This is a genomic window from Paracoccus sp. (in: a-proteobacteria), from assembly GCF_032007265.1.
Lineage (GTDB): Bacteria > Pseudomonadota > Alphaproteobacteria > Rhodobacterales > Rhodobacteraceae > Paracoccus.
Window position 1 is genome coordinate 76,254 of the sequence record NZ_DALZMB010000002.1, and the last position, 19,552, is coordinate 95,805.

The 19,552-nt window shown below is 63.7% G+C and carries 24 protein-coding genes and 2 pseudogenes; 15 read left to right on the forward strand and 11 right to left on the reverse strand.

Features of this window, described 5'->3' with window-relative positions:
- The first annotated feature begins 8 nt into the window (after positions 1 to 8).
- Together RTS12_RS01095 and RTS12_RS01100 are read left to right on the forward strand one after the other, a co-directional pair.
- On the forward strand, positions 9 to 236 hold the full coding sequence (locus RTS12_RS01095; RefSeq protein WP_088234156.1) for a thioredoxin family protein: 228 nt from the start codon (positions 9 to 11) through the stop codon (positions 234 to 236).
- Positions 236 to 646 carry an OsmC family protein gene (locus RTS12_RS01100; protein WP_088234157.1) on the forward strand — a complete coding sequence of 137 codons (411 nt, stop codon included), beginning with the start codon at positions 236 to 238 and terminating at the stop codon, positions 644 to 646. Before RTS12_RS01095 ends, RTS12_RS01100 begins: the two co-directional genes overlap by 1 nt.
- On the opposite strand, the gene arsH is transcribed toward RTS12_RS01100, so the two are convergent.
- From arsH to RTS12_RS01115, 3 genes are read right to left on the reverse strand one after another with little or no spacing between them, the layout of a single operon-like run.
- Complete coding sequence (arsH, locus tag RTS12_RS01105) at positions 632 to 1,348, reverse strand: arsenical resistance protein ArsH (RefSeq protein ID WP_088234158.1); 717 nt, start codon at positions 1,346 to 1,348, stop codon at positions 632 to 634. The two genes, RTS12_RS01100 and arsH, sit on opposite strands and share 15 nt — an antisense overlap.
- The gene (gene arsB / locus RTS12_RS01110) at positions 1,345 to 2,364 is read right to left on the reverse strand and encodes an ACR3 family arsenite efflux transporter (protein ID WP_088234159.1); all 1,020 of its coding nucleotides are present in this window, start codon (positions 2,362 to 2,364) and stop codon (positions 1,345 to 1,347) included. The genes arsH and arsB overlap by 4 nt, the downstream gene beginning before the upstream one ends.
- A complete protein-coding gene (locus RTS12_RS01115) occupies positions 2,361 to 2,684 on the reverse strand; it encodes an ArsR/SmtB family transcription factor (protein ID WP_088234160.1) in 324 nt (107 codons plus the stop codon). The genes arsB and RTS12_RS01115 overlap by 4 nt, the downstream gene beginning before the upstream one ends.
- A 131-nt stretch (positions 2,685 to 2,815) precedes the next feature.
- On the opposite strand from RTS12_RS01115, the gene RTS12_RS01120 reads away from it, so the two are divergent.
- Entirely contained in the window at positions 2,816 to 3,676 is an 861-nt protein-coding gene (locus RTS12_RS01120) for a PhnD/SsuA/transferrin family substrate-binding protein (RefSeq protein ID WP_143412956.1), read from the forward strand.
- Between the two features lie 5 nt (positions 3,677 to 3,681).
- Positions 3,682 to 4,974 carry a PIN domain-containing protein gene (locus RTS12_RS01125; protein WP_218820827.1) on the forward strand — a complete coding sequence of 431 codons (1,293 nt, stop codon included), beginning with the start codon at positions 3,682 to 3,684 and terminating at the stop codon, positions 4,972 to 4,974.
- Between the two features lie 209 nt (positions 4,975 to 5,183).
- On the opposite strand, the gene RTS12_RS01130 is transcribed toward RTS12_RS01125, so the two are convergent.
- Together RTS12_RS01130 and RTS12_RS01135 are read right to left on the reverse strand one after the other, a co-directional pair.
- On the reverse strand, positions 5,184 to 5,621 hold the full coding sequence (locus RTS12_RS01130; protein WP_179285871.1) for a hypothetical protein: 438 nt from the start codon (positions 5,619 to 5,621) through the stop codon (positions 5,184 to 5,186).
- 22 nt (positions 5,622 to 5,643) lie between these two features.
- A complete protein-coding gene (locus RTS12_RS01135) occupies positions 5,644 to 6,093 on the reverse strand; it encodes a MerR family transcriptional regulator (RefSeq protein WP_088234161.1) in 450 nt (149 codons plus the stop codon).
- Positions 6,094 to 6,178: 85 nt separating this feature from the next.
- Between RTS12_RS01135 and RTS12_RS01140 the strand changes: the two genes are divergently transcribed.
- The 5 genes from RTS12_RS01140 to RTS12_RS01160 are packed head-to-tail and all read left to right on the forward strand — an operon-like array spanning position 6,179 to position 10,600.
- Positions 6,179 to 8,410, forward strand: a complete 2,232-nt coding sequence (locus RTS12_RS01140; RefSeq protein WP_312524740.1) for a heavy metal translocating P-type ATPase — start codon at positions 6,179 to 6,181, stop codon at positions 8,408 to 8,410.
- 4 nt (positions 8,411 to 8,414) lie between these two features.
- Complete coding sequence (locus RTS12_RS01145) at positions 8,415 to 9,038, forward strand: methyltransferase family protein (RefSeq protein ID WP_088234163.1); 624 nt, start codon at positions 8,415 to 8,417, stop codon at positions 9,036 to 9,038.
- Complete coding sequence (lspA, locus tag RTS12_RS01150; protein ID WP_088234164.1) at positions 9,035 to 9,520, forward strand: signal peptidase II; 486 nt, start codon at positions 9,035 to 9,037, stop codon at positions 9,518 to 9,520. The genes RTS12_RS01145 and lspA overlap by 4 nt, the downstream gene beginning before the upstream one ends.
- A gap of 34 nt (positions 9,521 to 9,554) precedes the next feature.
- A complete protein-coding gene (locus tag RTS12_RS01155; RefSeq protein WP_088234181.1) occupies positions 9,555 to 9,944 on the forward strand; it encodes a disulfide bond formation protein B in 390 nt (129 codons plus the stop codon).
- Entirely contained in the window at positions 9,941 to 10,600 is a 660-nt protein-coding gene (locus RTS12_RS01160) for a DsbA family protein (protein WP_088234165.1), read from the forward strand. The genes RTS12_RS01155 and RTS12_RS01160 overlap by 4 nt, the downstream gene beginning before the upstream one ends.
- Positions 10,601 to 10,608: 8 nt before the next feature.
- Here the strand turns inward: RTS12_RS01160 and mntR are convergent, their stop codons facing one another.
- On the reverse strand, positions 10,609 to 11,067 hold the full coding sequence (mntR, locus tag RTS12_RS01165; RefSeq protein WP_088234166.1) for a manganese-binding transcriptional regulator MntR: 459 nt from the start codon (positions 11,065 to 11,067) through the stop codon (positions 10,609 to 10,611).
- A gap of 117 nt (positions 11,068 to 11,184) precedes the next feature.
- On the opposite strand from mntR, the gene RTS12_RS01170 reads away from it, so the two are divergent.
- The 6 genes from RTS12_RS01170 to RTS12_RS01195 all read left to right on the forward strand — a co-directional run bounded on the left by RTS12_RS01170 (position 11,185) and on the right by RTS12_RS01195 (position 15,918).
- Positions 11,185 to 12,324 carry a multicopper oxidase domain-containing protein gene (locus RTS12_RS01170; protein ID WP_244901214.1) on the forward strand — a complete coding sequence of 380 codons (1,140 nt, stop codon included), beginning with the start codon at positions 11,185 to 11,187 and terminating at the stop codon, positions 12,322 to 12,324.
- Positions 12,321 to 13,502: a metal transporter gene (locus RTS12_RS01175; protein ID WP_088234167.1), complete on the forward strand. Its 1,182-nt coding sequence runs from the start codon at positions 12,321 to 12,323 to the stop codon at positions 13,500 to 13,502. Before RTS12_RS01170 ends, RTS12_RS01175 begins: the two co-directional genes overlap by 4 nt.
- A gap of 228 nt (positions 13,503 to 13,730) precedes the next feature.
- Positions 13,731 to 14,324, forward strand: coding sequence for an SCO family protein (locus RTS12_RS01180; protein ID WP_088234168.1), 594 nt, complete (start codon positions 13,731 to 13,733; stop codon positions 14,322 to 14,324).
- A gap of 3 nt (positions 14,325 to 14,327) precedes the next feature.
- Entirely contained in the window at positions 14,328 to 14,795 is a 468-nt protein-coding gene (locus RTS12_RS01185) for a copper chaperone PCu(A)C (protein WP_312524741.1), read from the forward strand.
- On the forward strand, positions 14,774 to 15,376 hold the full coding sequence (locus RTS12_RS01190; RefSeq protein ID WP_088234170.1) for an SCO family protein: 603 nt from the start codon (positions 14,774 to 14,776) through the stop codon (positions 15,374 to 15,376). Before RTS12_RS01185 ends, RTS12_RS01190 begins: the two co-directional genes overlap by 22 nt.
- Positions 15,377 to 15,441: 65 nt before the next feature.
- A complete protein-coding gene (locus RTS12_RS01195; protein WP_088234171.1) occupies positions 15,442 to 15,918 on the forward strand; it encodes a DUF411 domain-containing protein in 477 nt (158 codons plus the stop codon).
- Positions 15,919 to 15,982: 64 nt separating this feature from the next.
- Here the strand turns inward: RTS12_RS01195 and RTS12_RS01200 are convergent.
- The 5 genes and pseudogenes from RTS12_RS01200 to istA form a co-directional block, all read right to left on the reverse strand.
- Positions 15,983 to 16,297 (reverse strand): annotated as a pseudogene (locus tag RTS12_RS01200) (c-type cytochrome); the annotation flags it as partial.
- 35 nt (positions 16,298 to 16,332) lie between these two features.
- Positions 16,333 to 16,443, reverse strand: a pseudogene (locus tag RTS12_RS01205) (cation transporter); the annotation flags it as partial.
- Positions 16,433 to 17,041 (reverse strand): hypothetical protein, encoded by a 609-nt coding sequence (locus RTS12_RS01210; protein ID WP_312524743.1) that lies wholly within the window; start codon positions 17,039 to 17,041, stop codon positions 16,433 to 16,435. The pseudogene RTS12_RS01205 and the gene RTS12_RS01210, both read right to left, overlap by 11 nt.
- 49 nt (positions 17,042 to 17,090) lie before the next feature.
- Positions 17,091 to 17,846 (reverse strand): IS21-like element ISPve1 family helper ATPase IstB, encoded by a 756-nt coding sequence (gene istB / locus RTS12_RS01215; RefSeq protein WP_312524744.1) that lies wholly within the window; start codon positions 17,844 to 17,846, stop codon positions 17,091 to 17,093.
- On the reverse strand, positions 17,843 to 19,297 hold the full coding sequence (istA, locus tag RTS12_RS01220) for an IS21 family transposase (protein WP_312524745.1): 1,455 nt from the start codon (positions 19,295 to 19,297) through the stop codon (positions 17,843 to 17,845). Before istA ends, istB begins: the two co-directional genes overlap by 4 nt.
- Positions 19,298 to 19,552 lie beyond the last annotated feature (255 nt).

The window sequence follows — 19,552 nt, forward strand, 5'->3', positions numbered from 1 at the left end:
ACCGCATCATGATCATCAAGATCCTCGGCTCGGGCTGCAAGAAATGCATCGCCTTGGGCGAAAACGCCAAGGCCGCTGCGGCAGCGGCTGGCAAGCAGGCCGAGATCGTCAAGGTCACCGACTTTGCCGAAATCGCCGCCTATGGCGTGATGTCGACGCCGGGGCTGGTGGTCGATGAAAAGGTCGTCTCGACTGGAAAGGTGCTGAGCGCCGAAGAAATCGGGCGGCTCCTCTGATGGAGTATCGCGTCCACGCCCGCCGTATCGATGCGCATGGCAGTCTCGCGATTGCGAAGGAGGCGCAAGTCACGCTCGACACCGATCTGGCTGGGCGGCGCGATGCGATGAACCCCGTGGAACTGCTGCTGTCGGCCCTAGCGGCCTGCATGCTGAAAGGGATCGAGCGGGTGACGCCGATGCTGCACTTCCAGATCGACGGGGCTGAGGTGCGGCTGGAAGCCGTGCGCCAGGATGCGCCACCGAAGCTGACCCTGATCCGCTACGAGATCGTCGTGGACAGTGCCGAGACCGAGCAGCGCCTGGATCTCCTGCACCGCAACGTCCTGAAATACGGCACGATCTCGAACACGCTGTCGGGGGCCGTGCCGCTGGAAGGCACGCTGCGCCGTGCCTCAGGTCGCGGCTGACAGGTTCACGCGCTTCATCAGTGCCTCGGCACTTTCCTTGCGTTCGGAATAGCGGTACACGAGATAATCGGCCCGGTCGCGCGTCAGCAGGGTGAACTTCATCAGCTCCTCCATCACATCCACGATCCGATCGTAAAGCGGCGAGGGCCGCATGCGCCCGGCCTCGTCGAACTCCTGAAACGCTTTCGGGATCGAGGACTGGTTGGGGATCGTCAGCATCCGCATCCAGCGGCCGAGGACACGCATCTGGTTGACTGCATTGAAGCTTTGCGATCCGCCCGACACCTGCATGACAGCCAGCGTCTTGCCTTGGGTTGGCCGAACCGCCCCTTCGGAAAGGGGGATCCAGTCGATCTGCGTTTTCATCAAGCCGGTCATCGCCCCGTGGCGTTCGGGGCTGGACCAGACCATCCCCTCGCACCATGCCGTCAGGTCTCGCAACTCGCGCACCTTGGGATGTGTCGCATCCACGCCGTCATCGACCTGCGGCAGACCAGAGGGGTTGAAAAGCCGGACCTCGGCCCCGAGCCGGGTCAGGATACGGGCGGCCTCTTCGGCTGCCAGCCGAGAAAAGCTGCGGGCCCGGAGTGAGCCATAAAGGATCAGGATACGCGGTGGATGGGTGGACTGCGGAGACGCAAACAGACGGTCGCCGTCGATACCTGGAAACAGGGCTTCGTCTATGTTGGGCGTATCACTCATGCCGGAAACCTGTCGCGCGTACGGTTGGCAAAGGCGACCAGCGTCAGCATCACCGGCACCTCGACCAGCACGCCCACGACCGTGGCGAGCGCGGCACCGGAGTTGAGGCCAAAGAGGCCGATGGCCACAGCCACAGCCAGTTCGAAGAAGTTCGATGTACCGATCAGGGCGCAGGGGGCAGCGACCTTGTGGGGCAGTTTCCACGCAAAGGCCCAGGCATAGCCGAGCGCGAAGATGCCGTAGGACTGGATGATGATCGGCACGGCAATCAGCGCGATCAGCAGCGGCTGGGCGATGATCACCTGCCCCTGGAAGCCGAAGAGCAGCACCACTGTCATGAGCAGGCCGAGGACGGACCCGGGTTTGATACGCGCGGTGAACTCCGAAACCGCCGCTTCGCTCCCCCGCGCCATCAGGGCCCGCCGCGTCAGCGCACCGGCGATCAGCGGGATCACGATGTAGAGGACGACCGACAGGATCAGCGTTTCCCACGGCACGCTGATATCGGTCACACCCAGCAGGAAGGCGACGATCGGTGCGAAGGCCACGACCATGATCAGGTCGTTCACGCTGACCTGCACCAGCGTGTAGTTCGGATCGCCCTTCGTCAGCTGCGACCAGACGAAGACCATCGCCGTGCAGGGCGCGGCGCCCAGCAGGATCAGCCCCGCAATGTATTCCGGCGCCTTGGCTGGATCGATCAGCCCGGCAAAGACGTGGTTGAAGAATAGAACCCCAAGCGCCGCCATCGTGAACGGTTTGATCAGCCAGTTGATCACCAGCGTGATGATCAGCCCCTTCGGCCGCCGCCCGACATCCTTGAGCGAGCCGAAGTCGATGGCGATCATCATCGGATAGACCATCGCCCAGATCAGCACGGCTACGACCAGGTTGACCGAGGCATATTCCAGCCCTGCCAGAGCGGCGAACAGTCCGGGCAATAGGTTCCCAAGCACGAGCCCCGCAAGGATGCAAAGGGCGACCCAGATAGTCAGCCAGCGTTCGAACAGGCTCATGCAGGTTCTTTCCTTACGGGAATGCAGCATGCCCCTTCGGGCGGAGGGGTGAGACCCATTATCAAGTCGGCGAGCGGGGCCAATGACGCCGGGTTCAGCGCATAGCAAACCCGGGGTCCGTCGATCTCGCCCGTGATCACGCCAGCGGACTTGAGGATACGGAGGTGTTCAGACACCGTTGACTGCGCCAGACCGACGGCGCCGACGATGTCCCCTCCGATGCAGCCTGGAGTGGCCTGAAGCAATCGAAGGATCCGGATCCGGGCCGGATGTGAGAGGGCCTTTGCCAAGGCGGCCGTCGTCGTCTCGTCCGTTGCCATCTGCGCGCTTCCCAAGCCGGTAAGATTCCGTATATCGTCGATTTACGATTTCATCCGCCATCGGACAAGCAAATTTGTGGCGCCTTGAGATCGTAGGTGGCGCGGGGGAGACGCACTCCGGGAGGACAAGGATGAAAAGCACGCGTCGCGCTGTGCTGATGGGGCTGACGGCCGCGGCCGCGCCCTTCGTTGCATCTCGAAGCTGGGCGCAGGGCCCGGCACCCTTCAGATTTGCGCTGACGCCAGTTTTCCTTGACAACGACGCGGCGGTCATTTCCGCCTTGCGCGCCGCTTTGGCGGAAGGTATGGGCCAGGACATCGAACTCGTCCAGCGCCGAACCTATCAGGAAATCTCGGGCGCGCTTCTCGACGGTTCCGTGGACGCCGCCTGGACATGCGGCTATCCCTATCTGCAGCACAAGGCCGAACTTTCGCTCCTCGGCGTGCCGGTCTGGCGAGGGCAACCGCTTTACCAGTCTTATCTGATCGTCGCCGAGGATGATCCCGCAACCGCGCTGCCAGACCTGCGCGGCGGAACCCACGCTTTTTCGGACCCCGACAGTAATTCCGGTTTCCTCGTTACAGCCTCGGACCTTGCATGGGGCGGCAAGACCCCAGACCAGTTCTTCTCACGCGTCATCTTCACTTATGGACACCGCAACGTCGTCCGTTCGGTGGCAGGCGGCCTGACCCGATCCGGCAGCGTCGATGGCTACGTCTGGGAGGCACTCAGTTCCGCTGAACCGGATCTGACAGCACGGACAAAGGTCATTGTGCGCTCGGAATGGTTGGGCTTCCCCCCGATGGTTGCCCGGGCAGATCGCATGGATGAGCCATCTGTTATGGCCTGCAAGGCAGCGCTACTTGGTCTTTCAGCCACAGCGCAGGGGAGGGAGGCACTCAAACTCTTGAGCCTGGATGCAATCGAGCCGGGGGAGGACGCCCTCTTCGACGGGATCGCCGCCCGCATGGCGGTCTTGTCGGGCGGATGAGACCCTTGCCGCGCTTTCGCAACCTGCCCGTGACCTTGCGTGTGCCGCTGGTGATGGCTGGCCTTATGATCCTGCTCGGATTTCTGGCGAGCCAAAGCGTCCTCTCTGCGCTTGGCCGGGTGCAGGACGCCCGCCTTTCCGAGACCGCAAGATTGCATGTCGAGGGCCTGTCCGTGGCCCTCGGCCCATCCGTGCTTCGACAGGACGTCTGGGAGGTTTATGACATTCTGGACCGAGCCCGCTCAGCTTATGACGGACAGAGATTGCTCCTGTCGATCGTGGCCGACGAGCGCGGGCGCATCCTCGCCGCTACGGATCCGCGTCGCGCGCCCGTGGGCGAAGAAGTCGCAGGGTTCGAAGCGGGCGCGGTTCCACCTGATGCCGTTCGCATGACCGGTGACCCTGTGCTTCGAGTCGCGGCACCGCTTCTTTTTCAGGGCCGTCAGATCGGTCAGATCGTGACCGAACTGGATGTGACCGATCTTCTGGCTGAGCGCCGGAATGTCTCGATATGGCTCTTGTTCGGAAATGCGGCGGCCACAGCGCTCCTTGCCTTCGGAGGCTGGCTGGCAGTCGCGAGAATCCTGCGACCCGTCGGCGCTTTGGTATCGGCCATGGATGATTCTAAGGGCGCGCCAAGGCCAATTGCCGAAACGGATATTCCGCGTGGCGATCCGGGGCTGTCACGGTTGATCTCCACCTACAACCGCATGACCACGGCTGTCGAAAGCCGCGCCGAGGCCGAGCGTCGGCTTGCCGAGCGTGAGCGGTTTGTCAGCCTTGGACGGCTGATCCAGTGCGCTTTCGATGGCCTGGTCGAGGCGCGTTGGACCGACGACATCCACGCCGAATGGATACGAAATCTCGCTGCCAACTCCATGGATACGCCGATCTCGCGGTTCGAGGCTACCCGCGACAGGATGAAGGCCGTCCTTCCCGACGCCGATGTCGTCGGCTACGAGACCTTGATTCCGGGCCTGTCGCTGCCTGATCTCGATGACCGGCATGTGCTGGCGGCCGCCATCGTGGGGAAAGCATCGGTGATCGTGACGTGGAACCTCAAGGATTTTCCGGCTGCGGCACTCCGTCCGCACGGCATCACCTGCGTTTCGCCGGACGAGTTTCTAATCCGCCTTCATGCCCTCGCCCCCGAGGCGCTGATCGCCAGCATCCGGCGGGCACGGCAGAATCTGCGCAAGACAATCCCCTCGGCCGAGGAGTTCCTGGCCGCGATAGAGCGACAGGGCCTCATGGGGCTTTCTGCCATCTTTGCCGGGAAGACGCGCCGCCTGATCTGACAACGAATGATAGCCCGCAATGGCGGTTACAACGAAGGATAGACAGCCGGTGACCCGACAGGTGCGACAAGACGAAATCGTCCAGAAAGCGATCCGAAACTTGTTCCTCGGCTCCGTGCCGGAACGGACAGAAGAGTTGACCGCCCTCTGGGTGCAACTCAATCCCGTGTTCCAGCTTGTTTCTGATGTTCATGAAGATGAACGGATCATCATGGACGCGGGCGCCCTTCGCTATGTCCATGCCCGTCAAACAGCCAGTTCTTCTGATAGCCCAATAGCAGCCAGGCAGCTTCAGCGGGAGGCGGACGACCATCGACAATATCCAGAATCGTGCGGGCAGCGTGGCCGGCGGTCATCGTGACGGCCGCATCATCAGCAATGGCAGGCGACCCGTCTGTGGCCAGCATCTCGTAGCGGCGCGGCCCCGCCTCCGGCGGCTTGATGCCCTGCACATCGCATCTGGCGAGAAAGGTCGCACGACCTTCGACGAAGGGAGGATCACGCGGCGGCACACAGGTTGCTATCAGCGCTCCGATACCGCCTTCGAACACCTCTACCGAAACGAAAGCACGACCACTAGCCTCGGCAACGGCAGCGAGGAACAGGGCTGTCGCCGGATACGGGCTCGCACCCGTGATCTCTGTCAAAGTCGCAGCGACATCGTCAAGGTCAACAGCGCCGTAATTCGGAAACCTCCGACGTCTCGTCGTGGTTATGTGCGCAGTGGGAATGATCGCTCAGCGACTCGATCACGCGGCAGTCGGCGATGGTCCCCTGGGCGCATTGCCTGATCATCCGCTCCAGCTCTGCTTTCAGCGCCGTCAGTTGCGCGATGCGCGCCTTCACCGCAGCGAGTTGCTCCTTCGCAATGATGTCGGCGGCTGCGCAGGATTGGTCGGGCTGGTCGGAGAGGCTCAGAAGGTCGCGGATGGCGTCCAGCGGAAACCCAAGTTCGCGCGCGTGGCGGATGAACGCCAGCCGATCCAGCGTTGGCTGTCCATAGAGCCGCTGGTTCCCGGCGCTACGCTCCGGCTCCGGCAGGATGCCGATTTGCTCGTAATAGCGGATCGTCGGCACCTTCACCCCGGCCGCCTCACCCAATTTTCCGATGGTGAGCATCAGATTCCCTCTTGAACCTACAGTTGCTAGAGACATTAAGTTCCCGATTCGATGAAGGCAACTGCCCGATTGGGGCGGAGGAAAGATGATGGCGAGAACCGATTTGGAAAATGGGGCGGCCTGCGACTGGACCGTTTCGGGCATGGATTGCGGATCCTGCGCGACCAAGATCAAGAATGCGGTTGGGCGCCTGCCCGGTGTCAGCGGCGTGGAGGTCAGCATCATGTCCGAACGTCTGCGCCTGACGTTGGACGAGGCACGGACCGGCCGCGACAAGGTTGAAAAGACGGTCCGTGCCCTCGGTTATGGCATCGCGCCACGCGCCGCGGGGGCGACGAACGAGTTCGTGATGCCCGGCGGCCCGAAGGTCGACGCAGCCGCGATGCGCGACGAAAGCGGCCACGGCAGCCCCGGCCATGTCCACGACGACCCGGCAGACCGCGGCAAGAACTGGTATCAGACCGGCAAGGGCAAGCTCGTCATCTTTACCGCCATTCTTCTGGGAGTGGCCTGGGGCATCGAGTTGCTGGCACCTCAATTCGGCAAATGGGCCTTTGTCGCCGCCTGCCTGATCGGCGTGGCACCAGTGGCGCAACGCGCCTTTGCTGCCCTGCGGCTGGGTCAACCCTTCACCATCGAAAGCCTGATGACCGTGGCTGCCATCGGCGCCCTTTTCATCGACGCGGCCGAGGAGGCGGCCCTGGTCGTGTTCCTGTTCGCGGTGGGCGAAGTTCTGGAAGGCGTCGCCGCAGGCAAGGCCCGGGACGGCATCCGGGCGCTGGCAAATCTGGTGCCGAAGACCGCACTTCTCGAACTGAATGGCTCCACGCAGGAGGTTCCGGCCGCCAGCCTGCAGATCGGGCAGAGGGTGCTTGTCCGGCCCGGCGACCGCATCCCGGCGGATGGCGAGATCACCGAAGGCACTTCGGGTATCGATGACAGCCCGGTCACTGGCGAAAGTGTTCCGGTTACGAAGGGGCCGGGCGATCCGGTCTTTGCCGGGTCGATCAACACCGAGGCCGCGCTGCGCGTGACGGTCACCAAGGCGGCCGAGGACAACACCATCGCCCGCATCATCCGTCTGGTCGAAGAGGCCGAGGAGGCGCGCGCGCCGACCGAGCGCTTCATCGACCGCTTCAGCCGTTGGTACATGCCCGCCATCGTCGCGGTGGCGGCGCTGGTCGTGCTGGTGCCGCCGCTGGCCTTCGCCCAGCCCTGGGACACCTGGATCTATCGCGGGCTGGCGCTTCTGCTGATCGGCTGCCCCTGCGCGCTGGTGATCTCGGTGCCGGCCTCGATTGCCTCGGCGCTGTCCACCGGGGCGCGTCACGGCCTGCTGATGAAGGGCGGTGCGGTGATCGAGGCGGCCGCGAATGTCAGCCGCGTCGCTTTCGACAAGACCGGCACATTGACCCGCGGGCGGCCGATGGTGACCGATGTCGTGCCCTTTGGCGCCACCACCGAGGCCGAGCTTCTGGCCGTGGCTGCTGGCGTCGAGACCGGGTCGAGCCATCCGCTGGCCGTCGCCATCCTGGACCGGGCCACGCAAGCGGGTGTTGCAGCCCTGCCGTCGCGCGATGCCAGGGCGCTGATGGGCAAGGGCGTGATTGCGACCGTCGGGGACGCAGCCGCATGGGTGGCCTCTCCCCGCTACGCGAACGAGCACGGCGGCCTCGACGCGCCCGGCCTGCGTCAGGCCGCTGCCTTCGAGGAAGAGGGCAAGACCGCCGTTGCAGTGTTCCGTGAGAAGGTTCCGCTTGGCCTGATCGCCATGCGCGACGAACCCCGCAAGGACGCCGCCGAGGCGGTCCGGCAGCTCGCGGACATGGGGGTCACCTCGGTCATCCTGACCGGAGACAATCCGCGCACGGCGACTGCTATTGCCGGGGGCCTCGGCATGGAGTTCCAAGCCGACATGATGCCCGAGGACAAGCTCGCGGCGATCCGCGACATGAGCGAGCACGGCGGCGTGATGATGATCGGCGACGGGATCAACGACGCCCCCGCCCTGAAGCAGGCGAATGTCGGCGTGGCCATGGGGTCAGGGACCGACGTGGCGCTGGAAACCGCCGATGCGGCGATCCTGCGCGACAAGGTGACAGATATCCCGGCGATGGTCCGGCTCGCCCGCGGGGCAATGGCCAACGTCCGCCAGAACGTCGCGATCGCGCTTGGTCTGAAGGCGGTGTTTCTGGTGACGACCATCCTCGGCATCACCGGGCTGTGGATCGCGATCATGGCCGATACCGGGGCCACGGTCCTGGTCACGCTGAACGCGCTGCGGCTCCTGCGCTTCAACCCCGAGCGCGAGGTATAAGTTCATGATTTCCGGTTTCGGCTGGGCCGTCCTGATCCTGCTCTTCGGCTATCTGGCGCTGTTCTTCTGGGGTAGCGCCATCGCTGCAGACACAGCTGGCCGCACTGTCTGGCTTTTCGGGCGGGCGTCCGGGCGCGACGGCTGGGCGGCCTTCGGCTTTCGTGCGGCCTTCGTCCTCGCCTTCTTCGGGCCACTCTTCTGGCTGGCCTGGCCGATCCTGCATAAGGTCGACCCGCTCTGGACCGAAGGCAAGACAGCAGTGCTTGGTGTGGTCGGCGTGTTCCTGGCCGGGGTCGGCGCGATGGTGGCCTTTGCCGCACAGATGTCGATGGGTACATCGTGGCGCGTCGGGGTGGCGACCGGTGCGACGGGCGATCTCGTCTCGGGCGGACTCTACCGGTTCAGCCGCAATCCGACCTTCCTAGGGCAGTTCGCGCTGCTTGCGGGCGTCGGCTTCGCGATCCCCTCGCTCCCGACGATCCTTGTGCCGCTAATCTTCCTCGGGTCGGCCTCCTTGCAGATCCGCTCCGAGGAAGCTGTCCTGCGCCAGTCCCTCGGCGCGGAGTATGACCGCTACGCGGCTTCGGTCCCGCGCTGGATTGGCCTGCGCCGCAGGAGCGCCAAATGAGCGCCCGGCTGATCGTTGTCCTGTTCGGCGTCACTGTGCTGGCCGATCAGCTGACGAAGGCAGCGGCGCTGGCGTGGCTCTCTCGCGGCGAGACGGTTCCCGTTCTTCCTGGCTTCAACCTGACGCTCGGCTTCAACGAGGGATCGAGCTTCGGCATGCTGTCGGGCGTGATGGCGGGCAAGCCGCTGCTGATGGCGGCGCTGACCGGGGCGCTTACCATGATCTTCGCCGTCATGGCGTTCCGCGCGCGGCACCCGTTCGAGCGGGCCGGTCTTGCACTGATCGTTGGCGGTGCGGTTGGCAATATCATCGACCGGCTGCGGCAGGGTGCCGTGACCGATTTTCTGGATCTTTACTGGCGTGGCTCGCACTGGCCCACGTTCAACGTCGCGGATATTGCCATCACGCTTGGCGCGGTGTGCATCCTCATCACCTCTCTCCGCTCACGCCGTCGCAAGGAACCTGCTCTTGACCAACCCTGACACTCAGGCCCTGTCGCGCGACGATCTGCCCCTCATGGCCGCGTTCCTGATCGCGCTGGCGGGAACGCTTGGCGCACTTTTCATCGGCGAGGTGCTGGGACAGATGCCCTGCACGCTCTGCTGGTATCAGCGCATCGCCATGTTCCCGCTGGTGCCGATCCTCGGACTGTCGCTCTGGCGCGGGGATGGCATGGCGAGGCTTTATGGCTTGCCGCTGGCGCTGGCGGGCCTGGCGCTGGCCGTCTGGCACTCCGGACTTTACGCTGGGTTTCTGCCTGCACCGATTGTTCCCTGCACGGAGAACGGCCCGTCCTGCTCGGGCCCGGCGCAGATTATTCTTGGTCTGCCCATTCCCTACCTGTCGCTGGCGGCATTTGCCGCCATCCTCGCCTGTCTCATCTTGCCCAAAGGAAAACGCATATGAACCGCCGCACCCTCCTGATCGGAGCTTCCGGGCTCGGCCTTACCGCCTTCGCTGGCGGTGCTGTCGTTCTGACTCGTCGCCGTCAGGCTGAGGCCGCCGCCGCCGCGGCAACCGCCCCGACCGTGGAACCGTCGCTTCTGATCCGCGCCCATTCGCCCAGCTTCGGCCCCGAGGATGCCCCGGTCACGCTGGTCGAATTCTTCGATCCCTCCTGCGAGGCCTGCCGGGCCTATCACTCGGTGGTTCAGGAAATCCTCCGCCAGTTCCCGACGCAGGTCCGCGTGGTGCTGCGCTATACGGTGTTTCACGAAGGGTCGGACGAAGCGGTGCGCATCCTCGAGACCGCGCGGATGCAGGACCAGTTCGAGTCTGTGCTCGATGCACTTTTCGAACAACAGCCGGGCTGGGCCGTTCATGGAGCGCCGCGGATGGACCTGGCTTGGGAAATCGCCGGCGCGGCGGGGCTCGATCTCGCCAAGGCCAAAAGCGACAAGCTGTTTCCGGGCATCACCGGCACGCTCAACCAGGACGCCGCCGATGTCGAAGCCGTGGGTATTCGCCAGACGCCAACGTTCTTCCTGAATGGCAAGCGTCTTGAAAACTTCAGCGCGGAAAGCCTGATCGCCGATGTCCGGTTCGCCGTCGAGAACTCCTGACCAGCCGTTCAGGCACGGTCGGCGAACTCGGCGAACAGGGCAAGCGTCCGCTCGCTCACATGGTGCTCGATCCCTTCGGCATCGCGTTCCGCCGTCTCGGCATCCAGTCCGAGCCGGAGCAGGAACCGCAGGACGATCTCGTGGCGGCGCTGGCATTCATCAGCCAGCGCCCTGCCTGCATCGGTCAGAAAGACCGAGCGGTATTTCGCGCGGGTGATCAGCCCTTCGCGGGCCAGACGATCCAGCGTTTTCGTGACCGTCGGCACGCGGACCCCCAGCTTCGCCGCAATGTCGACGGGCCGCGCTTCGCCCTGCGCGTCGATCAGTTCCGCGATCAGTTCGACATAATCTTCGGCCACCTCGTTGCGCCGCGCCTCGCGTGCGCCTTGAAACGCCTCCGCACGGGGATCTGGAGTGCGTTCGTCACTGGCGGCGGGCAAAGCGGGCTGAATATCGTCTTGCATCATCCGCCCAGTCTCGCACGAACCGGATTGACAGGTAAAGCCACAGAGCAGATTGTTAGCCGTGCCTAACTTTTAGCGCCGAGCCTTTTTGCGCACGCGCCAACGAGGAAAGCCTGATCCATGCCTGCCGACAACATGACCCTGGTCGACCCCTCGCGCCGGGCGCTGCTGGTTGGCGGGCTTGTCGCCGCCAGCGGCGCGGCCATGGCGGCGAGCGGTGCGCGGTCGCAGACCGGCCCCGATCCCATGGCCGGTCACGACATGTCCACAATGCCGATCGATCCCTATGCGGCGCCCATGCCGGGGATGGCGCATGGCAACATGACAACGGTTGGTTTGGTGGATCATGTCCGCAACGGCTTCGACCCGACTGCCATGCTGACGGAATGGGAGACCGGACGGGCCGAACTCCTGCCCGATGGCCGAACGCTGCGCACGTTCGAAATCGACGCCTTCGACAGGGAAATCGAGATTGCGCCCGGCATCTTCTTTCCTGCCTGGACCTTCAATGGTCGCGTTCCAGGTCCGGCTCTGAGGGCGAAGGAGGGCGAGCGGCTGCGGATCGTCTTTCGTAACGGCGGGTCGCACCCGCATTCAATGCATTTCCACGGCATCCACTCGGCGCGAATGGACGGCGTTCCGGGCGCCGGGTTGATCGGTCCCGGCGAAGAATTCGTCTACGAATTCGACGCCAAACCCTTCGGCTGTCACCTTTATCACTGCCACGCTTTGCCGCTGAAGCGGCACATGCACAAGGGCATGTATGGTCTGTTCGTGATCGACCCCGATCCCGCCCGGCATCCCGAGCATGCGGCCGTCGCGGCATCGCGCCTGCTCGGCAGCCCCGAGAATGCCGAATGGCAGGAACTCGCGATGGTGATGAATGCCTTCGACACCAATTTCGATGGCGGCAACGAAGTCTATGCCGTCAACACCGTGGGCCAAGCCTACATGAACGTGCCGATCCGCATCGACAAGTCGCGCCCCGTCCGCATCTACCTGGTGAACGTGACCGAATTCGATCCGATCAACTCGTTCCACCTGCACGCGAATTTCTTCAACTATTTCGACACCGGCACCACGCTGACGCCCACGTTGCGCACCGTCGATCTGATCATGCAGTGCCAGGCGCAGCGGGGCATCCTCGAGTTCAGCTTCGCCGAGCACGAAGATGGAATGTACATGTTCCATGCACATCAGTCGGAGTTCACCGAACTCGGCTGGGTCGGCATGTTCGATGTCCGGGGGCCAGCGGCATGAGCCAGCAAATCCAACCCACCCGACCCACCGCGATCCGGTTCTTGCTGCTGCTGCTGCCGCTGGCGGCCATCCTTGGGTCCTTCGTCTGGATCGCCTCGCTCGATCCCTTGCGCAGCTTCAACAACGGCGCCCCGCCGGTCGAGGCGCTGACGGTCGAGCGGACCGTGCTCGACCAGACCGGCATCCAGCTATTGGTTCGGGCAGGCGGTTCGGAGTCGATGCAGATCGCCCAGATCGCCGTCGATGACGCCTATTGGACCTTCACGCAGGAACCGCCCGGGACCATTGCGCGCGGAACCGCCGTCTGGGTTCGCATCCCTTACCCTTGGGTGCTGGGCGAGGCGCATAATGTGGCGCTGCTCTCCAACACCGGCACGGTGTTCGAGCATGAGATCGCCGTCGCCGTGCCGACCCCGCAGGCCACTGCCGGGCAGTTCCGAATGCAGGCGCTGATTGGCGCGATCGTCGGCCTGCTGCCGGTGGCGCTCGGCCTGATGTTCTATCCCGCCATGCGCGGCTTTGGCCGCACGGGCATGAATCTCGTCCTCGCGCTGACGGTGGGCATGCTGGCCTTCCTGCTTCTCGACATGATGGCCGAGGCGATAGAGCTTTCGGCCGAGGCAGCCGCGCTGTTTCAGGGCTCCGCGATGGTCTGGCTGTCGGCGCTGGCCAGCTTCCTTCTGCTGATGGCGATCGGTCGCTGGCGCGGCCAGCCGGAGGGGCTGGCCCTCGCTTTCTACATCGCCTTCGGCATCGGATTGCACAATTTCGGCGAAGGGCTGGCGATCGGCGGGGCCTTTGCCGCCGGATCGGCAGGGCTGGGCACCTTCCTCGTTCTCGGCTTCGCTCTGCACAACGTCACCGAAGGCATCGGCATCGCCGCGCCGATCCTGCGCATCCGCCCGCCGCTCTGGACCTTCGCCGCGCTGACGCTGCTGGCCGGTGGTCCGGCGGTGCTGGGAATGTGGGCAGGCAGTCTCGCCTTTGCGCCGCAATGGTCGGCCCTGGCGCTGGCGGTCGGCGCTGGCGCCATCCTACAGGTCATGGTCGAGGTCGGTGCCTACCTGATGCGCCAGAACAGCGACCGGCAGACGGTGCTGCTTTCGCCCGCTGTTCTTGGCGGATTCCTTGGCGGGATCGCTTTCATGTATGCGACCGCGGCGCTGATCAAGGTTTGACTCAGCTCATCCCCTTGTCGACCTGCGGCGCGAGATCCGGCGAACCGGCGGTTTCTGGTGGCAATCAGCGCGCCTGTCGCGGTCACGATCATCGCTGTGAACATGAGCCTTCTGCGCACCGTTCTGCGCGTCCTACCGCTCACCATCGCGTGACGGTAGGCGTTCGCCCTTGAAGCTGAAGTCACTAGAGGCTCTAGAAGGCATGCAACAACGGGAGTGACGGATCGGATGCGATTGACGCGGCTGCAAAAAATCCTCTGGGCGGCGGCGGGTATTGCCATGCTGGCCTATGCGACGATGTTTCTTCTTGCAGGGCGTACGCCCGCGCCAGTGGCCGAGGCCTCATTCCGTCCGACCTTCGCACTTCCCGATGCCGAGGGGCGCCTGCGCACCCAGGCGGAATTCGCGGGCAAACACATTCTGGTCTTCTTCGGGTTCACGAGTTGCCCCGATGTTTGCCCCACGACACTGGCCGATGTCGCGCAGGTCATGGATGATCTGGGCGATCAGGCCACGCAAGTGCAGCCGCTCTTCATCTCCATCGACCCCGAGCGCGACCGCAGGCTGGGTCTTGCCGAATTCACCGCTGCCTTCCATCCCTCCATCCTCGGCCTTGCGGGGGATGCGGATCAGACCCGGGCCACGGCGGACAGTTTCCGCATCCATTACGCGCGCGAGGACGATGCCGCCGCGCCTGATAGTTATTCCATGTCGCACAGTCCCGCGCTTTACCTCATTGGGCCCGAGGGCGAATGGCTGCGCCAGTTCACCTACGGCACGCCTGCCGCCGAAATCCTTGCCGATCTTCAATCGAGATTCTGAACCATGAAGTTCCTGACCATTGCCCTTCTCCTGATCGCTCCGGCGGCATTCGCCTGCGAAACCGTCACCGTCGGCGACCTGATCGTCGAACATGCCTGGTCGAAGGCCACCATCGGCGTGGACCGGCCGGCGGTTCTCTATGTCGAGATCACCAACACTGGCAGTTCGGACGATGCCCTTGTCGGCATCGCGACACCAGCCGCAAGCGCGTCCATGCTGCATGAAACCGTGGTCACGGACGGTATCGCTTCGATGCCCCACGCCATGTCGATCCCGGTTCCGGCGGGTAAGACCGTAGAATTGGCCCCCGGAGGCTATCACGGGATGCTGATGGGCCTTTCGGCAGCGTTGAAGGAGGGCGCCCGTTTCCCCGTTATCCTGACCTTCGAGAAGGCGGACGCGGCCACGATCAACGTCGATGTTCTGTCCATGCGTTCGGAGGGGCCGGCTTGCGAACACGCCGGGCAGTAATCCTCGGTCTTGGCGGGGCGGCAGGGGCACTGTCCTTTACCCTCGGCCTCGGCTGGTGGCAGAGCCGCGAACGCGCACAGCCGGGTGCGGGTCTGCTGCCCCTGCCCATTGACGAGATGTCTTTTACACTGACCGACCATCACAGCGAGCCGGTGCAACCTGCCGACTGGATCGGTCGCCCGACCCTGGTCTTCTTCGGCTTCACCTGGTGCCCCGATGTCTGCCCGACGATGCTGAGCAATATCTCCGGCTGGCTGGAGGACCTTGGTCCCGACGCCGACCGACTGAACACCGTCCTGATCAGCGTCGATCCTGAGCGCGACACGCCGGAAGTGCTGGCCGATTACTTGTCGAACTTCGATCCCCGGATTACCGGCCTGACCGGCACGCTGACCGAGGTCGAACGCGCTGCAGCTGGGTTCCGCGCCCGGTTCGAAAAGGCTCCGCGCGATGGCGACTACACGATGAACCACACCGCAGGCGTGTTCCTGTTCCGCGCCGACGGGCGCTTCGGCGGGATCATCGACTATCACGACGATAGCCGCTTTGCCCTGCCCAAGATCCGTAGGGTGCTGGACTGATGGAACAACCAGTTGCGCATTCGATAGCCGGCATCAAGCTTCGCCAGATCAGGAGGAAAACGACCATGACGCACCGATCCAACATTACCCGCCGCACGGCAATCCTCTCGGGGCTTGCACTCGCAGCCATCGTCGCTGGGCCCGGACTCGCCCAGGAGGCCGCCATCCATGTGGTGAAGGGCACCGGCTGCGAATGCTGCAACGCCTGGATCACCTATCTGCGGGACGAGGGATTTTCGGTGACCGACGAGGAACGCTATGGAACGCTGCTGATGACCTACAAGTCCGAGGTCGGCGTGCCGCAGCGGATGATCTCCTGCCACACCGGAATGGCAGATGGCTATGTGATTGAAGGCCATGTCCCCGCCGCCGACATTCGCCGCCTTCTCTCCGAACGCCCGAACGCGATCGGACTGGCCGTGCCCGGGATGCCCTACGGTTCCCCTGGCATGGGTCCGGAGAGCAAACGTAAAGCCTATGAGGTACTTCTGATCCGGCGCGACGGATTGACTGAGGTGTTCTCCAGCTATGAGTCAGCCTGAGGAGCGGCAAGGCGGCCCTCCCGGCAAATGCACCTGAGACACCCGGCCCCGGCGAGCCAACCACTCATTGATCGGTCGCCTCGCGCGCGCTCATTTCGGCCTGATAGCGGCGTTCACGCTCTGGCCAGGTGCTCTTGATGTAGTGTAGGACGACCTCGATCTCCGCATCCGACATGACAGCGCCGAACCCAGGCATGTCGCTTTCGTAACCACCTCCCACGACAGTGGCTGTGCCGTCCTTGACGATGCGGAACAGGACATCATCGGCATGGTGCCATGTGTGGCCGCTGGCATCGTGCGGGGGAGCCGGCAGCCGCCCGGACGGTAGAGGCGTTTTCCAGTCAGGCTGTCCTTTCAGATCGGCACCGTGGCAGGAGGCACCCCCCCCGGATCAGTTCTGCGCGGAAAATCACAGCCCCCGACGATCTTCGCAACGGTAAGAAGCCCGTTCGCCCAGATCGCGATGGCAACCCGCCGATCGCCAGAATCCGGTTCGATATGCGCGTGCCCATGATCATGCGGCATTGGCAGGCTCCTCATGCGCGTGTGTCGCGCGTCGGTCAGTCTTGAGGCGGCCGCTGCCGAAACCACGTACGCGCGCATTCATCCAGTGGCGGATGATATGACGGTAAAGGGCACCACGCAGCCACCCAAAGGATTGCTCATGGGACAAATAGAAGGCGTCCGGCGTATCGTACACGCCAAAATCTTGCACAATGCCGGTTTTCTGAATGTAGGTATCTTCTCCGTTCCAGGCGACGGGAGGCGCGCCAAGGCAATCCGTGCCCGCGCCATAACCGCAGAGACTTTCTGTGTTCGAGAATGACGTTTGCAGGACATCGAGGAAAGCGTCATCCAGGATGAAGCCTTCAAGGTTGATCCAGGCACCTTGAAATTCGATCTCGACCCATGAGTGGAGAATTTCCTGCGGAGCAAGCGGATACACCAGCTCAGGGACAACACCGCGCTGCAAGCCTTTGTGGATCGTGAAGCCATGCAACCGGCAACGAATGCCTGTCAACGGCGGCGCAAAAGTCGGCCACGGCGGCGGAGCAAAACCAGGCCATTTGGTGAGGATGTGCGCCATGGCGCGCGCGCTTCGCACATAGCTGGCGCGTGCCATGGCGCACTGGCCCGTCAGGGCCAGTAGTTGTAAGATGTCTGGATCTTGATCAGCGCCGCTTGCGGGCAGTGCTGTTGGCGAGGCGGTAGCTTTCGCCGTTCATCTCGAGGATGCTGACGTGGTGGGTCAGCCGGTCGAGAAGCGCGCCGGTCAGGCGCTCCGAGCCGAATGTTTCGGTCCATTCATCGAAGGGCAGATTGCTTGTGATGAGGGTCGATCCGCGCTCATAGCGCTGCGAGATCAGCTCGAACAGCAACTCGGCACCCGTTTTCGACAGGGGCACAAAGCCGAGCTCGTCGATGATGAGAAGCTTGTAGCCGGCCATCTGCTTTTGGAAGCGCAGCAGACGGCGCTCGTCGCGGGCCTCCATCATCTCGCTGACCAACCCTGCGGCAGTGGTGAAGCCAACCGAAAGGCCCTTCTGACAAGCGGCCAGCCCGATGCCGAGGGCGACATGGGTCTTGCCGGTGCCGGACGGGCCGAGGACAATGACATTCTCGCGCCGTTCGATCCATTCGCACCGGGCCAGTTCAAGCACCTGCATCTTGTTCAGCTTCGGGATAGTCGCAAAGTCAAAGCTGTCCAGGCTTTTGACGGCCGGGAACTTCGCGGCCTTGATGCGCCGCTCGACCATTCGCCGTTCCCGGTCGATCAGCTCGAGTTCGACCAGCCGTGCCAGGTATCGGACATGGTCCAGCCCTTCCGTCGCGCATTGGCGGGCCAGCTTCTGATGCTCGCGCAGGAACGTCGGCAGCTTCAACGCCTTGAGATGATGGGCGAGCAGGATTTCCGGGGCGTCACTCATGCCGCGTCCTCGGCATCGCCCGACAGCAGCCGCATGTAAGACCCGGCCCTGGTCTTCTCGACCGTCGTTTTCGGCAGGTAGGGATAGAAGTCGAGGTCCAGTCGCGGCGGTCGGCGCTCCACCCGGCATAGCAGAAGATGCTTCACCGCGTCGAAGCTGAGCGCCCCCATCCGAAGAGCCTGGAGCACTGCCGCCCGCACGTCTGCCAGATCGAAGACCTCCAACAGCCGCAGGACCTGAACATATTCGCGCCGACCCTGTCGGTTCATCCGCGCCTCCATCAGGCGGCGCAAGGTGGCGAACTCCTCCGGCAGGTTCCAGCCCTGTAACGGGGCGGCTTGATCCAACGCATTGATCTTCTGCTCGATCAGCGGGAGGTAATGGATCGGGTTGAAGACCAGTTCGTCGCGATCCCAGCATCGGGGATGGCGGGCGATCACCTCGCCCCCGCAGCCGATCACCACCTCATGGATATAGCCCCGGATCCAGACATCCTGGTGGCCGTATGCAACCGGCACCGAGTAGTCGTTGGTCTTGTAGCGCACCAGCGATTGCGACGAGACCCGGCCGTTGTCCTGATCGCAGGCATCGAACGGGGCTGCGGGGAGCGGGCGCATCGCAGCAAGGTCACGCTGCAATCTCTCACCGATCGTCTCGCTTTCGCCGCGCAGGACGGCGCGCTGACGTTTGAGGCATTGTTCTTCCAGCCAGAGGTTGAACGCCTCCCAAGTGTCAAATGCCGGCATCGGCACCATGAAGTTGCGCCGCGAATAGCCCACCAGGCCTTCGACATTTCCCTTGTCGTTGCCCTTGCCCGGCCGGCCATAGCGATCCCGGATCAGGTAGTGCGACAAGAACCCGCTGAACAGCGAGGCGCGCTTTCTGGTGCCATCCGGCAGGATCTTCGCCACAAGGCATCGGTCGTTGTCGTAGAGCACAGACTGAGGAACCGCGCCGAAGAACGCGAAGGCATGGATATGGCCATCCACCCAGGCCTCGGCCACTGCTGCGGGATAAGCCCGGACGTAACAGGCATCGCTGTGCGGAAGGTCCAGCACGAAGAAGTGCGCCTTCTGCTCAATACCACCGATCCTGACCAGGGCCTCGCCGAAGTCGGCCTGAGCCTGGCCCGGCGGATGCGACAGCGGCACAAACACCTCCTGACCACGTCGTTCCCGCTCCCGTATGTAGTCTTTGATGATCGTGTAGCCGCCGGTGAAGCCGCATTCCTCGCAAAGCCGGTCAAACACCCGCTTCGCCGTATGCCGCTGCTTGCGCGGCATGGTCCGGTCCGCCTCCAGCCACCCCTCGATAATCGGAATGAACGCATCCAGCTTCGGACGCCGCACCTCGGATGTCCGCCGATAGCCAGGCGGAACCGAAAACGACATCATCTTCCGAACCGTGTCGCGCGACACGTTGAATACACGCGCCGCTTCCCGCTGGCTCATGCCCTCCGCACAAGCCTGACGAACTCTCAGATATAGCTCCACGCTGTAAATCCCCACGCCCTCCCTGCTGCCGCAGAAAGGGAAAACTGGACGACTTTTACGCCGCCCGCAGCCGCATCACGCCGCCGCTTCCGTGGACCAATTTCGCACCGCCGTTCTCAGGACAAGGTGGCAGTGGAAAACTACCATGATGGCATGTGATGAGCCGCTGTGTCGGCTCGTTGACCATAGCAAACCAAGGCGTGCATGGGCTGC